The organism is Haloplanus sp. C73 (assembly GCF_051195115.1).
In the GTDB taxonomy this organism is placed as follows: Archaea; Halobacteriota; Halobacteria; order Halobacteriales; family Haloferacaceae; genus Haloplanus.
On sequence record NZ_JBNTJZ010000006.1, the window covers coordinates 224,456 to 242,591 of the forward strand.

The window sequence follows — 18,136 nt, forward strand, 5'->3', positions numbered from 1 at the left end:
CGGCGCCGGCGGGGCGCACCTTTTATCCCCGGTCGTCCGCTACGACTGGGTATGCCCCAGTGTGAAATGTGTGGCGCCGAGAGTTCGTCGCTCACGACGACGAAAGTCGAGGGGGCCGAACTGGACCTCTGTGACGAGTGTTCGGACTTCGGCACCGAGGTGCGGACGGAGTCGAGCAGTTCGTCCTCGACGAAGTACTCCACTTCGTCGTCCTCGGGGTCCTCGTCGTCCTCCCAGTCCGCTTCGGGCGGGAGTTCGTCCGGTGGCTCGACCCGCCGCCGAGACATGTTCGACGACATGGAGGAGGTGGCCACCGACTACGACGAGCGCATTCGGACGGCCCGCGAGGACCGCGGCTGGACCCAAGAGGACCTCGCCAACGAACTCAACGAGAAGGCGAGTCTCATCCGCAAACTCGAACGCGGCGACGTCCTCCCGAGCGACGAGGTGCAGACGAAACTCGAACGCGAACTCGACATCTCGCTCTCGGAAGGCGCCAGCGGCGACGACTCCGACTGGTCCGGTGGCTCCTCCACGACGACGACCCTCGGCGACGTCGTCAAGCGCAAGGACTAGCAGATAGGCACGTTTTTTCCGCTTCCCGTCGCTTCCCTCGGTATGTTCGTTCTCGTCAACCTGAAGGCGTACCCTTGTGACCCCGCCGCCGTCGCCGCGGCGGCCCGAGACGTGGCCGAAGCCAGCGGCGTCCGTATCGCCGTCGCGCCCCAAGCCGCACATCTCGACCGCGTCGCCGCCACCGGCGTCGAGACGTGGGCCCAACACGTCGCTCCCGTCGACCACGGCAGTCACACGGGCCACACGCTCGCCGAGGCCGTCGCCGACGCGGGCGCCGAGGGGACGCTCCTCAATCACTCCGAGCACCGACTGAAACTCGCGGACATCGACGGTGCACTCGACGCCGCCGACCGGGCCGGACTGGAGACGGTCGTCTGTGCCAACAATCCGACGCAGGTGGGCGCGGCGGCGGCGCTCGGCCCCGACGCCGTCGCGGTCGAACCCCCCGAACTCATCGGCGGCGACGTGTCTGTCAGCACCGCCGACCCCGATATCGTCGAGGCGGCCATCGCCGCCGCCGAGGCGGTCGACCCCGCTGTCGACGTCTACTGCGGCGCCGGCGTCTCGTCGGGCGACGACCTCGACGCCGCGGCCTCGCTCGGCGCCGAGGGCGTCCTCCTCGCGAGCGGCGTCGCGAAGGCCGACGACCCGCGGGCGGCGCTCGAAGACTTGGTGTCCGGCGTCTGAAAACCGAGTCCGGTCAGAGAATCTCCGCGTCCGTCCGCTCGGTCGGGTCCTCCTCCGTCGACCCCGACGCCATCTGCTGGCGCGTCGCGTCGTCCGCCGCGGCCGGCGTCTCGCTGCTCTCGTCGACGAACTCCGCGTCCTCGTCCACGAAGCCGTCGTCGCCTTCTACGTCGTCGTCGACGACTTCCACCTCGTCCCGTTCGTCGGGTGCGCGCACGTCGTCCGCCTCGGCGCTGAGCGTTTCCTCGTCGACGAACGCCCGCTCTACCTCGCGAACGACGTCTTCGAGCGCCGTATCGCCGAGGTGGCCGTCGAACGCGCCGGCGACCCGGTCGGGGAGCGCGTACCGATACTCGTCGCCGTCGACGCGTTCGACGAAGCCCGCCGTCCGGAGCGGGCGGTTCCGCCCGTAGGCCATCGGCTGGTCGGGCGTCCCCCCCGCGGCGACGTGGGCGTCGACCGGGGTGGCCGTCCGCTCGGCCCGATAGTGGGCGAGCATCCGCCGCGAGAGCTCTGGAAGTCCACTGATTTCGTCTCGGAAGCGGGCGACGACCGCCTCGCGCGTGGCGGGCGTGGCGTCCGAGTCGGCTGTCGGCGTCTCTTCAGTCGTCGCCGCTGTGTCGTCCGTCGTCTCAGCCGCGCCGAAGGTCACGTCGGCCTGTTCGTCGGTCGCGCTCGTCTCCGGTTCCGGCTCCGGTTCTGGGTCCGGCTCTACGTCTTCTGCCTCCTCTCTCTCACCAATCCCGTCGAGCGACGGCCACTCGTTCGGTTCGATAGCGGGCCGGTCGCTCTCCGCCTCCGCTTCCTCCGTCTCGGCGCCGTCGGCGTCTCGCTCGTAGTCGTGGAGTTCGGCCTGGTCGGCAGACGCCGCCGCCGCGCGAGCGAGATTGCGCCCGTCGCCGCCGCGATACGGCGCCTCCGCCGTCTGGAGCATCGCCTGCGCGAAGCGGTCGGCCATCCGCGAGAGGTCCCGCGCCTCCTCTAACTCCGATTCGAGTTCGCGGATGCGCTGGTCTTTCTTCTCGAGTTGCTGACGCAGGTCGGCGAGTTCGCTCTCGCGACGCTCCTGTTCGTCGCTGATTTCGCGGAGGTCCGACACCAAATCGTCGCTGATGGATTTGAGTTCGGGCCGCTCGAAGTCGTCGAGGCCGGGCGTCGCCCCCGCGTCGAAGGTGCGCTTGCGGTGAAACTGCACCCGCCGCACCGACTCGCTCCAATCTGTCATCAGGAACGCCTCGCCGTCGCCCAAATCCTCGACGGCGTTGGCGTGTTCGGCGTCGATAATCCGGCTCACGACGTTGGTGTCGTTGTTCCACGTCAAGCGATGCCACACCAACCAGTCACACTGCGTGATGAAGTCTTTCTTCACGTCGGCCGGGCGCTGACTGATGCCGACGATGCCGAGGCCGTGTTTCCGGCCTCGCTTCCCGATTTTGATGAGCATCTTCCCCGTCTCGTCGAGGCCGCCGCCCTCGGGGATGTACTCGTGGACTTCCTCGACGAGCATCAGGAAGGGCTTTTTGAGTTTCTTCTCTTTCGCGAACAGGTGGCGCGCGACGGACAGGAGGAGTTCTTTCGCCTCGTCGTCGTCGAGATACCCCGACACGTCGAGGATGATTGGGACGTTCCCTTCGAGCGCGAGACTCGCGAGTTTCTCGGCGTGTTCCGGGCTCACCTGAATGTCACACTCGTCGTCCGCGCCGGCGTGCAGGAGTTCGAACTCCTCTTTCAGCCCGTAGTACTCGCCGTCCGTGTCGACCACGAGGACCGGAAAGTTGTTCGCGAGCAAGTTCTCCACCAGCACCGAGGCGGTGTTGGACTTGCCCGACCCGGATTTCCCCGTGACGAACCCGCGGCCGGTGAGCAGTTCCACGACCGGGAGCGAGACGGGCGTTCCCGCGTCGGCGTCGGCGTCGCCACCGGGGCCGTCGCTCACGTCCGCGACTGTGATAGTCTCCGTGTCCGTCTCCGTCATCGGTCCGTGAGAGGGTCCCGCCCCCCATAGTTCCGCGTCAGACGGGCGTCAGATGCTACTCCTCGAAATCGGTCAGCGACGACTGCCCGTCGGGCGAGCGGGTCGACTCCGTCGCCGACTCGCCTCCCGAACTCCACCCGTCGAGCCGCGCCTGTGCCGCCGCATCGAACTGAAGATTCGACACCCGGACCCCGAGTTTGCGTATCGACTCGCCCGCGAACTCCGCCAGCAGGTCGAGCGCCACCTCGCGGACGAGGGCGGCGTCGGCGACGGGACCGGGCAGCGACCGCTCGCGCGTGTGCACGTCGTACGGCGGCGTCACCGCCTTGATGCCGATGGTCCGGTAGAGGGCGTCCTTTCCCTCGGCTCGGTCGGCCACGTCCGCCGCCAGCCCTGCGACCGTCTCGCGCTGTCGCGCCGCGTCGTCGGTCGCCGAGGTGAACGCCGACTCCCGCGAGAGGCTCTTGGGGCGTCCCGTCGGCGTCACCGCCCGGTCGTCGTGGCCCCGCGCTCGGTCGTAGAGAGTCTGCCCTCGCTCGCCGAACCGCTCTCGAATCGGGCCGGGGTCGGCCGCCGCGAGGTCACCGGCCGTCTCGATGCCCATCTCGCCCAGTTCGCGCGCGGTCACGGGGCCGACGCCGTGGACGGACTCGACCGGTAACGGCTCGAAGAACTCGGACACCTCGCCGGGTTCGACGACGACCAGTCCGTCGGGCTTGTCGTGGTCGCTCGCGACTTTCGCGGCGCTCATCGTCGGCGCGACGCCGACGCTCGCGGGCACGCCCACCTCGCGCCCGATTCGCTCCTTGATGTGGCGGGCGTACCCCGCCGCCAGCGGGCGGCCGTCGACGACGGTCCACGCCGTCCGGTCGGTCACGTCGAGATACGCCTCGTCGATGCTCACCTCGCGCACCCGGTCCGCGCAGTCGTGCAGTATCTCCTTTATCTCGCCGGCCACCTCGCGGTAGTATTCGAGGTCGACGGGGCGGTAGTGCCCCGCCTCCGCGGCGTCGAGGTCAGGGTCGTCTTCCGCGACCGACCGCCGGGGCAGGCGGTCGAGCGCCGTCGAGATGGGCTGGGCGCTCTCGATGCCGTAGGTTCGGGCTTCGTAACTCGCGGTGGCGACGGCACCGTGTGGCTCGCCGGATTCGTAGCCCATGCCGACGACGACGGGTTCGCCCCGAAGCGACGGCTCTCGAAGGCGCTCGCAGGAGGCGTAAAAGCAGTCCATGTCTACGTGACAGACGATGCGGCGCTCGTCGACACCGTCGTCCGCCCCGGGCAGCGTCTCGCCCTCGCCGCCAGCCATACCTACGCTCGGACGCCGACGACCCTCAAGATTCCGCTCACTTCAGTCGCTCTTGGAGAAAGGAGGGATGTGTCGCGGTCACGCCGTCGATATCGAGGATGTCGTCGCTGATGACGTCGCCGAGTGCATCGCCGTCCGGCGCCCGAACCTCCGCCATCAGCATGTGGTCGCCGGAGGAGGTGTAGAGCGATTCGACCGTGTCCATCGCCTTGAGCGCGCGCGTCACTTCGACGTAGCGCTCGCTCTCGACTTCGATGCCCACCATGGCGATAGACTGCCCCGAGAGCTTCTTGGGGTCGACCTCCGCGGAGTAACCGACGATAACCCCGTCGTCTTCCATTCGCTGGATGTACTTTCGGACCGTCGGCTTCGAAACCCCCGCGCGGTCGGCAATCTCCCCGTAGGACGCCTGTGCGTCCTCTTCGAGGATAGAGAGAATTCGGCGTTCCGTATCGAGCGTACCCATACCACTCCGTTTCGGTTCCCGGAAAAAATATGTTCCGAAGACGAAAATCGATTCGCGGCGCCTACTTATGACGGTCGAGGAACATGTCGTGGGTGCGCTCCCACTCGTAGTCCTCGTCGAAGTAGCGCTCCGCGAGGGGGTCGTCGGGCATCTCGCCGATGGCCTGTTTCTCCTCGGAGTAAGAGGGTCGGTCCTCGTCGACGTAGAAGCGACCGGTGAGGACTTCGCCCTCGTAGAGTGACTGCTCGGCCTCCGTGGCCATTCGCGAGGCTTCCTCGCGGTTCGTCGGGTCGAAGTCGTAGTCGTCGGAGTCGTTCACGTCGATGTAGGGGACGTACTGCCGGGCGTCCTTGTTCCAAGTCGGACACTGGGTGAGGAAGTCGACGTGTGCGAAGCCGTCGTGTTGCATCGCCTCGACGAGAATCTCCTTTGCCTGATTGGGGTTGACCGCGGCCGTGCGGGCGACGTAGGAGGCGCCGGAGGTGATGGCGAGCGACAGGGGCCGGATGGGGTCTTTGGCGCTCCCGTGGGGCTGGGTCTTCGACTTGTGACCCTTCGGCGACGTGGGCGACGTCTGCCCCTTCGTCAGACCGAAGATTTCGTTGTCGAAGACGATGTAGGTCATGTCGTGGTTCTCGCGGGCGGTGTGCATGAAGTGGTTCCCGCCGATGCCGTAGCCGTCGCCGTCGCCGCCGGCGGCGATGACTTCGAGTTCGGGGTTGGCCAGTTTCGATGCGCGCGCGATGGGCAGCGAGCGCCCGTGGATGGAGTGATAGCCGTAACACTCGAAGTAGCTGTTTAGCTTGCCCGAGCAGCCGATGCCCGTGACGAGCAACACCTCGTCGGGGTTGCGGCCGATTTCGGGCATGGCCTGTTTCAGCGCCTTCAGGACGCCGAAGTCACCACACCCCGGACACCACGTCGCCTGTGGCTCCAGCGTGGGCGTGAACTCTTCGCGGTCTACCTCTCGTTCCTCGCCGATGGCTGAGAATGCACTCATTGGTTAGTCACCTGCCGCTGGGACGTACGTCGTCTGCTGGTCGGGGACGTCCTTCCCCTCGATGCTCGCTTCGAAGCCCGCGACGATTTCGGCGGGTTCGAACGGTTCGCCGTTGTACTTCAGGAGGCTGGATAGCTTCTCGCCGAAGCGACCGAGTTCCTTCTGCGTGAGGCCGCGGAACTGCCCGGAGGCGTTCATCTCGACCACCAGCGCCTCGTCGACGCTCTCCAGGAACTCCGTCATCTCGGCTTCGGGGTAGGGCATCATGTCGCTGACGCCGATACCCTTGACGGAGTGACCGGCGTCGTTGAGGCGGTCGACCGCCTCGGCGACGGTGCCCTGCTGGCTCCCGAAGGTGATGAGGCCGTACTCGGCCTCGTCGGGCCCCATGTACGTCTGGGTCGACATCGCGTCGAGGTCCTCGCGGATGGCGTCGAGTTTCGACATCCGACGCTCCATCTGCGTGACGCGATTCGTCGGGCTCTCCTCGATGTGGCCCGCCTGATTGTGTTCGTTGCCGGTAACGAGGAAGTGCCCGCCCTTCTGACCGGGGATAGAGCGCGGACTGGCGCCGTCCTCGGCGTCGTAGCGGTAGCGGTGGAACTTCCCGCCCGGTCCGTGGGGGGCGTCCTCCAGCGCCTCCTCGGTCATCACGGCGCCGAGGTCGGCGTTCGGCTCGCGGTCGAAGTGACTCGCGGGCACGTTCATGAGTTCGCCGCCGAGTTTCTGGTCGTACAGCAGGATGACCGGGATGTTGTAGCCGTAGGCGAGTTCGAACGCGATTCGCGACTGCTCGTACGCCTCGGCGACGGTGCCCGGCGCCAGCACGACGCGATTCGAGTCGCCCTGACTGCTGTAGAGGACGTGTTCGAGGTCACCCTGTTCGGGCTTGGTCGGCAGCCCCGTCGAGGGACCGGTTCGCATCGCCTCGACCAGCACGACCGGCGTTTCCGACATCTCGGCGAGGCCGAGCGGCTCGGACATGAGCGCGAAGCCGCCGCCCGACGACCCGGACATGGCCTTGACGCCCGCGTGGGACGCGCCGAGCGCGAGCGCCGCCGCCGCGATTTCGTCTTCGACCTGCTCGGAGATGCCGCCGAGTTCCGGCAGTGCTTGGGACATGATGGTGAACACTTCGGTCCACGGCGTCATCGGATAGCCGGCGATGAACCGACAGCCCTCGTCGATGGCGCCGTAGGCGATGGTGTCGCTGCCCGAGAGCAGCACCTGTTCCTCCTCGTGGCTCCCGTCTGGCACGCGGAGGTCGTGGGTGAACTCGAACTCCTCTTTCACCATGTCGTGGGTGTAGTGGAGGATTTCCGTGTTGGGTTCGAGAATCTCCTCGGGCATCGACTCGGCCATCAGTTCCTCGAAGTATTCGAGGTCGATGCCGAGTAGCGCCGCCGTCGCCCCGACGCCGGCGGTGTTGCGCATCACTTCCCGTCCGTGGTCGCGGGCGATTTCTCGAAGATTGATTGGGTAGACGTGCCAGTCGTTCTCCTCGGCGCGCTCCTCGAAGTTCGGGATGTCGTCGGCGTCCAGCAGGCCGGTGTCGTAGACGATGACACCCCCCTCGTTGAGTTCGTCGAGGTTCTCCGACAGCGGCTTGATTTCCTCGTCGCCGTAGTAGGCGCCTTCCTGTGGGTTGCGGGCGAAGGAGTCGCCGAGCGCGAGCAGACAGTTGAACCCGTCGCCGCGAGAGCGAACCGGGTCCGAGTCGGCGCGTACCTCCGTGTACGTGTGCCCGCCGCGAATCCGCGACGGATAGTGTCGATGCGTAAAGACGTGTAGGCCCGCTCGCATCAGGGCCTTGGCGAAGTTCTGGCTGGTCGACGCGATACCGTCGCCCGAGCCACCAGCGATTCGCCACATGAGCTCGTGGTCAGTCATATTTACATCACGGCCCTCCGGGGGGCCACTACCGAGAGAGTTGACTATGGGTCGACTAAAGCCTTTGCTATACGTTACCATGCAAAAATGATGTAAGACTCTCTCTCACGGAGGTCTTGGCCTCACACATCGACGCCGCTCGCGACTCACAACGCCCGCTCGATGTAGCTATCGACGCGGGCCACCGTCTCCGCGTCGTACGTCCAGAACCCGCGCCAGTGGTTCGGCTCGTACTGGTAGGCGAGTAGCGCGGCCCCGCTCTCCCCCGGCGACCGGAACACGACACACCACGCGTTTCGATACTCGTCGCTGGTGCCGCCGTGGACGGTCACGTCGAGACGGTCCGGCACACGGTCCGGAACCCCGTAGACGTGGACGTCGACCGGCCGCTCGGCGATTCGCTCGTACACCGTTCGCGTCCCGTGTTCGTCTTCGAGCCGCGAGAGTCGCTGGAACGTCGACCGGAGCCGTCCCTCGCCGGCCTCGTACGCTCGTCGCTCGATGTGTCTGGACAGCAGAATCAGCAGGAGTTTCTCCTTGTTCGACTGCGGATACCCCCGAAGGTCGAACAGCGTCTCGTCCAGTCCCCGGAGGACGGTGGGTATCTCGTGGTCGAACCCCGTCCGCGTCCTGAACCGGTCGCTGTTTACGAGCAGGAACGACCGCATCACCTCCGTCAGCGGCGAGACGGCGTTGAGTCGGCCGTCCTTGCGAAGCGCGAGTAGGTTCTCTCCCCGGTCCGGCACCGACCGCTCGGTCAGTTCGACCGACTGCGTCTCGAAGGCGTCGGCCAGCAACGTCTGAATCTGCTCGGGCTGCTGGCGGTTGACAGTCACGAGCGACACGTCGCTCTCGTCCACCTCCTCGAAGAACTCGCGGATACTGGACGGACTGGCGTCGACACCCATCTACCTGTGCAGGCGGCCCCTGCCGGTATATATCGCCGGGGCCGGTTATCAGCCGTGAGAGCGCGTCAGGAGTCGACGTTCTCCGGGCTACGAGGGTGGTAGTCGGTGTCGTACTGCCCCGGCTGGTCGTCCATCCGGTCCGGGTTGATGCGTCCCGCGAGCAGCATGTAGTCGACGAGCGTCAGCGCGAGCATCGATTCGACGACCGGAACGCCACGCGGCGGAAGCACCGGGTCGTGGCGGCCGACGACCTGAATCTCCTTCTCCTCGCCCGTCTCCCAGTCGACGGTCGTCTGCGACTTCGGAATCGACGTCGGCGCGTGGAGCGTCACTTCGCCCCGAATCGGCTGGCCCGTCGTGATGCCACCCTGAATGCCGCCGTGGTCGTTGCCCACGGGCACGGGGTCGCCGTCATCGTCGAACTCCCAGTCTTCGTTGCGCTCGGACCCGGTGTAGCGGCGCGCGTCCCGGCCGAGGCCGAACTCGAACGCCGTCGCCGCGGGCACCGACATCATCGCCTGTCCGAGCCGAGCGGAGATGGAGTCGAAGCGCGGGGCGCCGAGGCCGCGGGGGACGCCCCGCGCCTCGAACTCGATGGCGCCGCCGATGGAGTCGCCCGCCGTCTGATACTCGTCGATGACTTCGCGCATCTCCTCGGCCACCTCGGGGTCGCCACACCGAACCGCGTTCTCCTCGCTGTGTTCGACAATCTCCTCGAAGCTCACGTCCGGCGCCTCGATGTCGCCGATTTGGTTGACGTGGGCCTTGAGTTCGATGCCGTTCTCGGACAGAATCTTCTTCGCGACGGCGCCGGCCGCGACCCAATTTACCGTCTCGCGGGCCGACGACCGCCCGCCACCGCCCCAGTTTCGCGTGCCGAACTTCGCGGAATACGTGAAGTCGCCGTGCGAGGGGCGGGGCGCCGTGATGAACGGCTCGTACTTCCCCGACTGCGCGTCCTTGTTCTGGATGACCATCCCGAGCGGCGTGCCGGTCGTGTAGCCGTCCTGCAGGCCGCTGTGGATGCGCACCTCGTCGGGCTCTCCCCGACTGGTCGTTATCATCGACTGGCCGGGCTTGCGCCGGTCGAGGTCACGCTGGATGTCGTCTTCGGACAGTTCGAGACCAGCGGGACAGCCCGAGACGACGACGCCCATCGCGTCCCCGTGGCTCTCGCCGTAGGTCGTCACTTGGAACAGACGACCGAATCGGTTACCGTTCATGCTCGTTCAGTTCGGCCCCGAGGTCATAAAGCACGTCGAAGAACCCCGGGAACGAGACGTCGACGTGGTCGGCGCCCTCGACGGTGGTCGTCCCCTCCGCCACCAGCCCCGCAATCGCCAGCGACATGACGATTCGGTGGTCGTCGTGACCCGCGACGGGCGCGCCCGTCAACTGCGAGTCGCCGCCGTGAATCGTCAGCGTGTCCGGCGTCTCGGTCACCGACGCGCCCAGTTTCTCTAGCTCCGTCGCCATCGCCCGCACCCGGTCCGTCTCCTTGTAGCGGACGTGTTCGCAGTTGACGAGCCGCGTCTCGCCGTCCGCGACGGCGCCGAGGACGGCGATGGTCGGCAGGAGGTCCGGGGTGTCGCCCACGTCGACGTCGACGCCCGACAACTCGCTCTGACGGACCGTGATTTCGCCCGCCTCGCGGTCCCACGACACGTCGGCGCCCATCCGCTGGAGGACGTCGACGATGGCGCTGTCACCCTGTGCGCTCGGGCGTGCGCCCTCAACGACGACGCCCTCGTCGCCGCCCGCCACCGCCCCCGCGGCGAGCAGGTACGACATCGAGGAGAAGTCGCCGGGGACCGGGTACGCCTCCGACCGCTCGTAGCGCTGGCCGCCCGGCACCCGGTAGCCCCGCTTCGTCTCCGTCGCGTCGACACCGAACGCCGACAGCACTTCGAGCGTGATGTCGACGTACGGCGCCGACTTCAGATCCGTTTCGAGGACGATTTCGATGCCGTCGGTTGTCACCGCGCCCGCCATCAACAGCGCGGTGATGTACTGCGAGGAGACGTCGCCCGGAATCGACACCGTGCCGCCGTCGATGGCTCCGCCGACGACGAGCGGTGCCTGTCCGTTACCGCGCGTGCTCTCCGCCCGCCCGTCGAGTTGTTCGATGGCGTCCAAGAGTGGTCCTTGGGGGCGCGAGCGGAGCGACGCGTCGCCCGTCAGCACCGTCAGGCCGTCCCCGAGCGCCGCACACGCGGTCACGATACGCGTCGTCGTCCCGCTGTTCGCACAGTCGATGACGTCCGCCGGGACGCCGGGGCGCCCGTCGAAGCCGTCCACGTCCAGCCGTCGGTCGTCGTCCGCGCGCTCGACGTGCCCGCCGAACGCCTCGACCGACCGCATCGTCGCTCGCGTGTCCGCGCTCACGAGCGGATCCGAAACGACCGCGCCGTCGCTGTACCCCGCCGCGAGAATCGCCCGGTGCGTGTAGCTCTTCGACGGCGGCGCGCGCGCTCGGCCCCCGACCCGTGAGCGGGTAATGTCCACGTCCATACCCGACCGGTCGGACGGCCGCCGTATCAGCGTACCGAAGCCGGCGCTCTCGGTTCGGGTGCCCGTCCCAACCATTAGGTGGGCTGACTGCTTCGGAGCGTACGATGCCCGAGGACGGGCCGCGAATCCTCCTCGTCGACGTGCCCGCGCCGCTCCGGGACCGGCTGGTGTCGCCGCTTCGGGACGCCGGATTTCGCGTCGCCCGCACCGACTCGGTGGGCACGTGTCTCGGCCGCGTCGCCGCCGACGACGTCGCCGCCATCGTCAGCGGCTACGACCTCGCGACGCTCGATGGCGTTCGTCTCCTGCGGTCGGTTCGAGTCTCGCATCCGACGCTCCCGTTCGTCCTCGTCGTGGCGGACATGTCGGAGACGGTCGTCGAGGCCGCTCTCGACGCCAGCGCGAGCGGCTGTGTCTCGGCCGACGACGACCCGGAAGTGGTCCTCGACCACCTTCGAGGGGGGTTCGAACGCGCAGAGAGCGTGCTCACGGGCGAGCACCAGCGCCGCTACCGACACCTCGTCGAGATGTCGCCCGCGCCCATCAACCTCTTCGACGAGACGGGCGAGTCGATTTGGTGTAACGACGCCACCCTCGACTTGCTCGGTCTGTCCGGCCGTGACGAACTCATCGGCCGGTCGGTCTTCGAGTTCGTCCACCCCGAGGACCACGCCCTCGCGCGCCGCGAACTCGAAGCCGTCGTTCGGCACAAGGAGTCCGTCGGCCCGACCCAGATGCGGCTTCGCCGCGCCGATGGCGAGGTTCGCTCCGTACAGGTCGCGACGGCCGTCGGACAGTTCCTCGGCGAGGACATCGGACAGGCCGTCATCCTCGATATCACGCCCCTCCGCGAGACGCAGGCGGCGCTCGAAGATGAACGCCAGTTCATCGACGCAGCGCTCGACACCCTCGAAGACGTGTTCTATGTCGTCGACGCCGGCGGCTCGCTCCTGCGGTGGAACGCGGCGGTCACCGACGTCACCGGCCGCGCCCCCGACGAACTGGCGTCGTCGAGCGTCGAGACTCTCTTTCCCGGCCCGGACGCGGCGCGTATCCGCGAGTCCATCGACACCGTCCTCGCTGAGGGGAGCGACACCGTCGAGGCCGCGCTCCGAACCGAACACGGGACCCGTCCCTACGAGTTCCGGTGCCGGCGGCTGGAGACGCCGGGCGACGACCCGCGGGTGGTCGGCATCGGTCGCGATGTCTCCGACCGCAAGGAGCGCAAGCGGCAGTTGCAGGCGCTCGAACAGTGGCTTCGTCACAACATCCGCAACGACATGAACGTCATCCGCGGCATCGCCGAGAACCTCGAACACGGGCGGCTCGACGACCCCGAGGCGGGCATCGCGCGCATCCGGTCGTACGCCGACCACCTCATCCAGCAGGCCGACCGCGAGCGACGCGTCGTCGAGATTCTCACCGACCCGCCCGACGCCGTCTCGACGGACCTCTCCGCGCTGGTCGAGCGACGCGTCGCCGACCTCAGCGAGCAACATCCCGACGCCGACATCGCCTGCCCCCGAAGTGATAGCGTCGTCGTCGAGGCGCTCCCCGACCTGCCGGACGCGCTCGACGAACTCGTGGCAAACGCCATCCAGTACAACGATACGGGGACGCCGACGGTCCGTATCGCCATCGTCGACGAGGGGTCGCGGGGGCTGATTCGAGTCACCGACGACGGGCCGGGTATCCCCGAAATCGAGCGCAAGACCTTACAGCTCGACCGGGATATCGACCAACTCCATCACAACACGGGGTTGGGACTGCTCTTCGTCTACTGGGTGACGCGACTCTCCGGTGGCGACGTCACCATCTCCGAGAACGACTCGCGGGGCAGTACGGTCACGCTCTCGTTCCCGTCGCGGTGACCCTCAGCTACTAAAGGACCCGGTCGAGTAGGGTGGGTATGTTTGAGAACTGCAGATGAGTTATATTATTAGTTGGTCTTGCTAACGTTTACGGGCCGAAATCGGGAATCACTTTGAGGCGTGGGTTGACCTACCGGAACTGTTCTTTCCGCCATCGATTTGAGGTAATAAATGAGGCAGCAATCAGCATCACGTTCAGAACGGCAGAGACGCCCATGCCGAGATATCCGAGGATCGTACTGGACGCTTTCAATTCATCGGCGTTATGGAAGAACACGACATAGGTTGCGACGGGCAACAGGAACCCATACGGGGGGGAGACGGCTGCGAAAACGATCGAGGCCACCATCGCTATTTTGTCAGCTGGATGGAGCGTATTCCGTGCATGCCGAATCATGTTCTCTGCGTTCCCGTTGATATTTCCTCTTGCATGGCGACCAGTGCTTGCCCACTCGTGAACACGATGCGAATTGTTCTCCACCGTCCCTCCGAGCCATAGTGCTCCAGCCCAACCGAAGCGAGCAACAGTACACAGAATCATCCAACCGACTGAGGCCATTTGAACCGTGACTTGCGGAATAGTGATGTCGTCTACCCCAATCAGGGAGGCTATCGTATCTCGCATGTAGTAGGCAAGGACCTGACAACACTTAGTTGTCAGGACATCGAGGTGAAAGTAGTCGTTACAGATCTAGACTCACCAATAACTGCACCATTTTCTCTAACATCGCCTTGGTTCCGTTTGGACCAACATCGAATTGGCCGGGGTGGGCTGCTTTGTTCCGGATATCCCGTTCCTTGTCGAGAATATCCTTCAGACTCTTGTCGATCAGACCTACGTTTTCGGCGAGAATCAATATATCGCGGTCGTTCATCTTCTGGAACGACCAGAAATCCGTGATATTGAAGTTTGGTGTGGTCTGGAACTGTTTCTGGTATGCTACGTGGATCGGGTCGTTGTGTGCCTCCAGCCCCTTGTAGAGTGCGTACATCGCTGCCTGCCAACCGAGGACAACTGCACCCCGATACGCACCGGCTTGGACACACTGAAGTGCCTCCTCCATGTAGTCATGATACTTGTCAGTCCTAATCTGCTCTAGGTCGGCTGCCAAACTATGGATGAAGCCAGCACTGATGTCCCGGTGGCTTACCTCTGGGTAGACATGTTCTATGTACTCATCCTCGACCTCTCGGAGATGCCCCACAGAAGTTTGAACGCTTGACCTTGATTTGCGTGACTCTCTCAGTAACGCGGTAAACTCCTTATCCATCGAATCGATGATTTGCTGGTCGGCGAGGGGCTTCAGGCTAATTTTCACTTCTTGCCAATCAGCATATAATTCTCGGCAACTTTCTTCGTACTCATTTGTGTGAACCGTCTTCGAACTTTTTCCCTCAAGATGAGACTTGAGTCTCTGAACTTCCTCGAAAAAATCTTCAATTGTTTTCATTCAACCACTCAATTAGTTCACGCCGGCCACTTGGGGTTATCTTAAAAGGCTTGTTTCGGTCCCGATCCACATTCGGATTGTCCTTGATCAGACCTACTGAGCGAAGACTAGGGAGGAGTTCGCGCCCCCACTGATCAATCTCAACCTTTTCGACATCAATCAGTTTGTCCTTAGTTTCCTTGTTGTCATGATAGATATCATCAGACAGTATCTCCTTGATTGTACAGTAGCCAAGAAGGGCATATTTCGGTTCGATATTCAGCGGACTATGGACGTGAATACCGCCATCGTCTATGTAGAAGTGTTCTGCCAGTTTTTCGTGGTCCACGTCAAGCCGGCGTGCGACTTTATGTAACTCTGTATCCCCTGTCTCTGAGGATACTTCCTCGGTCTCATTCGGTTCCCTTTCTTTGTCCTCACTCTGGGATTCCGTTTCTGGCTCTGGCTCTGGAGTTTCGGAAACTGTTTCCGGATTTCCGGCGGGCTTGGATTCGGATTGTGACGACAAGTCAATCCGATCAAGTATCGTGCTTAGTTGATCTGAGAGAAATTCCTCCGTCCCCTCCATCCGTAGTTGATTGCTTCCTATGCTGATCTCTACCAAGGATTGATCTGATTCATCTGTCATTGCTATTTTACTGTTAGCCTGACTGTTTGGACATACTAACTTGATTTATTATTTTCGCCATATGACCCGGTCTTTGGCCCAAAATATTGCCAAATCTGATATCAGTCCCTGGATCTTTGTTACTATAAACGTTCGATCTGTTATGATAGAGACATCCTCCTCAGGAGTGCTTAGGCAAGCAGGTACTACTCATGGGAACGGTCCATGCCTTAATCCCCAATCGATGTTATCCCCCCGGATTCATCGACTCCCAACGAGGCCCATTCGTTGGATCCTAACTACCAGAAGTGCTTACTGATGCTCCTCACCCCTTCTGGCACTATTCCGACCGGGATCGTTGAATACTGCTGTCTCCTGTGTCGGGTTTGCTCGACATGGGACGTAAGCCTCCGCAGCAGCCTGACCGACAGCCCGGAAAACATTCCCATTAACCGTTTGGCAACACCTTTCCGTGATGTCTCGGAACCTACGTGCATGTTCGAGAAGTCGACGTGGATAAAGCTCCCGCGAAACGTCGTCGTGGGTCACGGCGTTCTCGACGACCTCGACAGCGTCGTCACCGACCTCTCGGTCGCCGGGCGACCGCTGGTCGTCACGAGTCCGACGCCGGACCACCTCGTCGGTGACCGGGTTCGCGACCATCTCGGTGGCGACCCCGCGACCGTCACCGTCGAGACGGCGGGCTTCGGCGCCGTCGAACGAGTCGTCGACGCCGCGGAGGCCAACTCCGCGACCTATCTGGTCGGACTCGGCGGCGGCAAACCTATCGACACGGCCAAGATGGCCGCCGACCGCCTCGGTCTCGGCTTCATCTCGATTCCGACCGCCGCCAGCCACGACGGTATCGTCAGCGGGCGCTCCTCGATTCCGGAGGGTGACACCCGACACAGCGTGGCCGCGGACCCGCCGCTCGCCGTCGTCGCCGACACGGAGATTATCGCCGCGGCGCCGTGGGAACTCACGACCGCCGGCTGTGCCGACATCGTCTCTAACTACACCGCCGTCGAGGACTGGAAACTCGCCCACCGCCTGCAGGACGTCCACTACTCCGAGTACGCGGGCGAACTGTCGCGCATGACCGCCGAACTGCTCGTCGAGAGCGCCGACTCGATAAAGCAGGGGCTGGAGGAGTCGGCGTGGGTGGTCGTGAAGGCGCTCGTCTCCTCCGGCGTCGCCATGTCCATCGCTGGCTCCTCTCGCCCAGCGAGCGGGGCCGAACACCTCTTCTCGCACCGGCTGGACCGCATCGCGCCCGACCGCGCTCTCCACGGCCACCAAGTCGGCGTCGGCTCTATCATCGTCGCCTACCTCCACGAGGGCGAGAAGGGGATGTGGCGAAACATCCGCGACGCCTTGGACGTCATCGGTGCGCCGACGACGGCGGCCGACCTCGGCTTCGACGAGGAGACCATCATCGAGGCGCTGACGACCGCCCACCGCATCCGCGACCGGTACACCATCCTCGGCAACGGCATCAGCGAGGCGGCGGCCCGCGAGGCGGTGACGACGACCGGCGTGATATAAGCGGAAAAGCAAAGCCGGTTCGCTCCCGAGTGCCGGTCATGGCAACGGCAAGCGCTAGCGGCCCGCTCAAGGACCACCCCGCCGCCGTCACCCTCGTCCTCTCCGTCGTGGGCTACACCCTCGTCGTGGGGACGTTCCTCGGCGTCGTGCCCGACTCGGTCTTTCCGGACCTCTCGCTCCAGCAGGTGAACCTCCTCTCAGACGCCATCGCCGTCGTCAACACGCTCGCGACGCTGACGCTTATCGCGGGCTGGCGGTGGATTCGGCGCGACGAGGTGACGAAACACGCCACCGCCATGGCGACTGCCTTCGGCCTCATCCTCGTCTTTCTCGTCCTCTATCTGACGAAAATCGGCGGCGGCGGCACCAAGGAGTTCGTCGGCCCACAACTCGTCTACTACGCCTACCTCATCATGCTCGCGATTCACATCATCCTCTCTATCGTCTCAGTCCCGGTCGTTCTCTACGCACTCGTCCTCGGGCTAACGCACACGCCGTCGGAACTCCGGGAGACGAGCCACGCCCGAGTCGGTCGAATCGCCGCCGGCGCGTGGATTCTCTCGCTCTCGCTCGGCGTCGTCGCCTACGCCCTCCTCAACCACGTTTACAGTTGGGAGTTCGTCGAAGCCGCCGTCCTCGTCGCGGCCCCGGCGGGCGCGCTTCGCGACTAGTCGCCTCGCACCGTGACCACCGGCACGTCGCTCCGGCGGACGAGTCGCTCGGTGACGCTCCCGACCAGATAGCGGTCCAGCCCCTGCCGGCCGTGGGTTCCCATCACGAGCAGGTCGATGTCCGCCTCGTCCACGTAGTCGAGGATGGCGTCCTCCGGGACGCCGTCGAGAAGTACCTCTGTCGTCTCGACGCCCGCGGCCGCCGCCCGCTCGGTGACGGCCGCCGTCGCCGCCGAGCCCTCCTCCCGGAGCGTCTCACGCAAGTCGTCGAGGCTCAGTTCCGGCGCCGCGTGGGCGACGGCGTCCGTGTCGACGACGTAGCAGGCGTGAAGCGTCGCGTCGAAGCGGTCGGCGATTGCCACGGCGTGGTCGGTTGCCGCCGCCGCACACTCGCTGCCGTCGGTCGGCACCAGTACGCGTTCGTACATACGCCCGCGTTCGTGGCGCCGCCTCTCAAGTCCACCGACAGATAGTGTTCAGATACGTAGGTGGAGTTAGGACCACCTCGAAAGCCCCGACTCGCTGGAGTCGGGGGTAGCGAGGCGGCAGAGCCCCTCGAAGCCGCGCACGGCACGCCGTGCGCGCCCCTCGCTGCGCTCCTCGGCCTTCGGCCTGCGGTGCTTACGTCGGCCGCCTTCCTCCAGCAGCGAGGGAGCGAAGCTCCCTCGG

The 18,136-nt window shown here is 64.9% G+C and carries 17 protein-coding genes; 5 read left to right on the plus strand and 12 right to left on the minus strand.

From position 1 onward, the window contains the following. Positions 1-51: 51 nt before the first annotated feature. Positions 52-576: a multiprotein bridging factor aMBF1 gene (locus ACQUSQ_RS12375; protein WP_435069615.1), complete on the plus strand. Its 525-nt coding sequence runs from the start codon at positions 52-54 to the stop codon at positions 574-576. Between the two features lie 42 nt (positions 577-618). Further along, positions 619-1,263: a triose-phosphate isomerase gene (tpiA, locus tag ACQUSQ_RS12380; protein ID WP_435069617.1), complete on the plus strand. Its 645-nt coding sequence runs from the start codon at positions 619-621 to the stop codon at positions 1,261-1,263. 13 nt (positions 1,264-1,276) lie between these two features. On the opposite strand, the gene ACQUSQ_RS12385 is transcribed toward tpiA, so the two are convergent. The 8 genes from ACQUSQ_RS12385 to aroA all read right to left on the minus strand — a co-directional run bounded on the left by ACQUSQ_RS12385 (position 1,277) and on the right by aroA (position 11,322). Beyond that, entirely contained in the window at positions 1,277-3,238 is a 1,962-nt protein-coding gene (locus tag ACQUSQ_RS12385; RefSeq protein ID WP_435069619.1) for a helicase HerA domain-containing protein, read from the minus strand. 55 nt (positions 3,239-3,293) lie between these two features. Next, positions 3,294-4,547: a DNA polymerase IV gene (gene dinB / locus ACQUSQ_RS12390; RefSeq protein WP_435069621.1), complete on the minus strand. Its 1,254-nt coding sequence runs from the start codon at positions 4,545-4,547 to the stop codon at positions 3,294-3,296. A gap of 37 nt (positions 4,548-4,584) precedes the next feature. Continuing rightward, positions 4,585-5,013: an HTH-type transcriptional regulator LrpA1 gene (lrpA1, locus tag ACQUSQ_RS12395; RefSeq protein WP_435069623.1), complete on the minus strand. Its 429-nt coding sequence runs from the start codon at positions 5,011-5,013 to the stop codon at positions 4,585-4,587. 61 nt (positions 5,014-5,074) lie between these two features. Continuing rightward, on the minus strand, positions 5,075-6,013 hold the full coding sequence (locus ACQUSQ_RS12400) for a thiamine pyrophosphate-dependent enzyme (RefSeq protein ID WP_435069625.1): 939 nt from the start codon (positions 6,011-6,013) through the stop codon (positions 5,075-5,077). Positions 6,014-6,016: 3 nt separating this feature from the next. After that, positions 6,017-7,903 (minus strand): 2-oxoacid:acceptor oxidoreductase subunit alpha, encoded by a 1,887-nt coding sequence (locus ACQUSQ_RS12405; protein WP_435069627.1) that lies wholly within the window; start codon positions 7,901-7,903, stop codon positions 6,017-6,019. Positions 7,904-8,049: 146 nt separating this feature from the next. Next, positions 8,050-8,811, minus strand: a complete 762-nt coding sequence (locus tag ACQUSQ_RS12410; RefSeq protein ID WP_435069629.1) for a DICT sensory domain-containing protein — start codon at positions 8,809-8,811, stop codon at positions 8,050-8,052. Between the two features lie 65 nt (positions 8,812-8,876). Beyond that, positions 8,877-10,034, minus strand: coding sequence for a chorismate synthase (aroC, locus tag ACQUSQ_RS12415; protein WP_435069631.1), 1,158 nt, complete (start codon positions 10,032-10,034; stop codon positions 8,877-8,879). Continuing rightward, positions 10,024-11,322 carry a 3-phosphoshikimate 1-carboxyvinyltransferase gene (aroA, locus tag ACQUSQ_RS12420; protein ID WP_435069633.1) on the minus strand — a complete coding sequence of 433 codons (1,299 nt, stop codon included), beginning with the start codon at positions 11,320-11,322 and terminating at the stop codon, positions 10,024-10,026. Before aroA ends, aroC begins: the two co-directional genes overlap by 11 nt. Positions 11,323-11,426: 104 nt before the next feature. Between aroA and ACQUSQ_RS12425 the strand changes: the two genes are divergently transcribed. Further along, positions 11,427-13,193: a PAS domain S-box protein gene (locus ACQUSQ_RS12425; RefSeq protein WP_435069634.1), complete on the plus strand. Its 1,767-nt coding sequence runs from the start codon at positions 11,427-11,429 to the stop codon at positions 13,191-13,193. 130 nt (positions 13,194-13,323) lie between these two features. Here ACQUSQ_RS12425 and ACQUSQ_RS12430 read toward each other — a convergent pair whose 3' ends face one another. From ACQUSQ_RS12430 to ACQUSQ_RS12440, 3 genes are read right to left on the minus strand one after another with little or no spacing between them, the layout of a single operon-like run. Further along, positions 13,324-13,818, minus strand: a complete 495-nt coding sequence (locus tag ACQUSQ_RS12430; RefSeq protein WP_435069635.1) for a hypothetical protein — start codon at positions 13,816-13,818, stop codon at positions 13,324-13,326. A 58-nt stretch (positions 13,819-13,876) separates the two neighbouring features. Beyond that, a complete protein-coding gene (locus ACQUSQ_RS12435) occupies positions 13,877-14,644 on the minus strand; it encodes a hypothetical protein (protein WP_435069636.1) in 768 nt (255 codons plus the stop codon). After that, positions 14,631-15,272, minus strand: coding sequence for a hypothetical protein (locus ACQUSQ_RS12440; protein ID WP_435069637.1), 642 nt, complete (start codon positions 15,270-15,272; stop codon positions 14,631-14,633). The genes ACQUSQ_RS12435 and ACQUSQ_RS12440 overlap by 14 nt, the downstream gene beginning before the upstream one ends. A gap of 474 nt (positions 15,273-15,746) precedes the next feature. Here ACQUSQ_RS12440 and ACQUSQ_RS12445 point away from each other — a divergent pair, with 474 nt between their 5' ends. Together ACQUSQ_RS12445 and ACQUSQ_RS12450 are read left to right on the plus strand one after the other, a co-directional pair. Beyond that, the gene (locus tag ACQUSQ_RS12445) at positions 15,747-16,796 is read left to right on the plus strand and encodes an NAD(P)-dependent glycerol-1-phosphate dehydrogenase (protein ID WP_435069638.1); all 1,050 of its coding nucleotides are present in this window, start codon (positions 15,747-15,749) and stop codon (positions 16,794-16,796) included. Between the two features lie 38 nt (positions 16,797-16,834). Continuing rightward, on the plus strand, positions 16,835-17,467 hold the full coding sequence (locus ACQUSQ_RS12450) for a DUF420 domain-containing protein (protein ID WP_435069640.1): 633 nt from the start codon (positions 16,835-16,837) through the stop codon (positions 17,465-17,467). Here ACQUSQ_RS12450 and ACQUSQ_RS12455 read toward each other — a convergent pair. Then, positions 17,464-17,895 (minus strand): universal stress protein, encoded by a 432-nt coding sequence (locus ACQUSQ_RS12455; RefSeq protein ID WP_435069641.1) that lies wholly within the window; start codon positions 17,893-17,895, stop codon positions 17,464-17,466. The genes ACQUSQ_RS12450 and ACQUSQ_RS12455 overlap by 4 nt on opposite strands. Positions 17,896-18,136 lie beyond the last annotated feature (241 nt).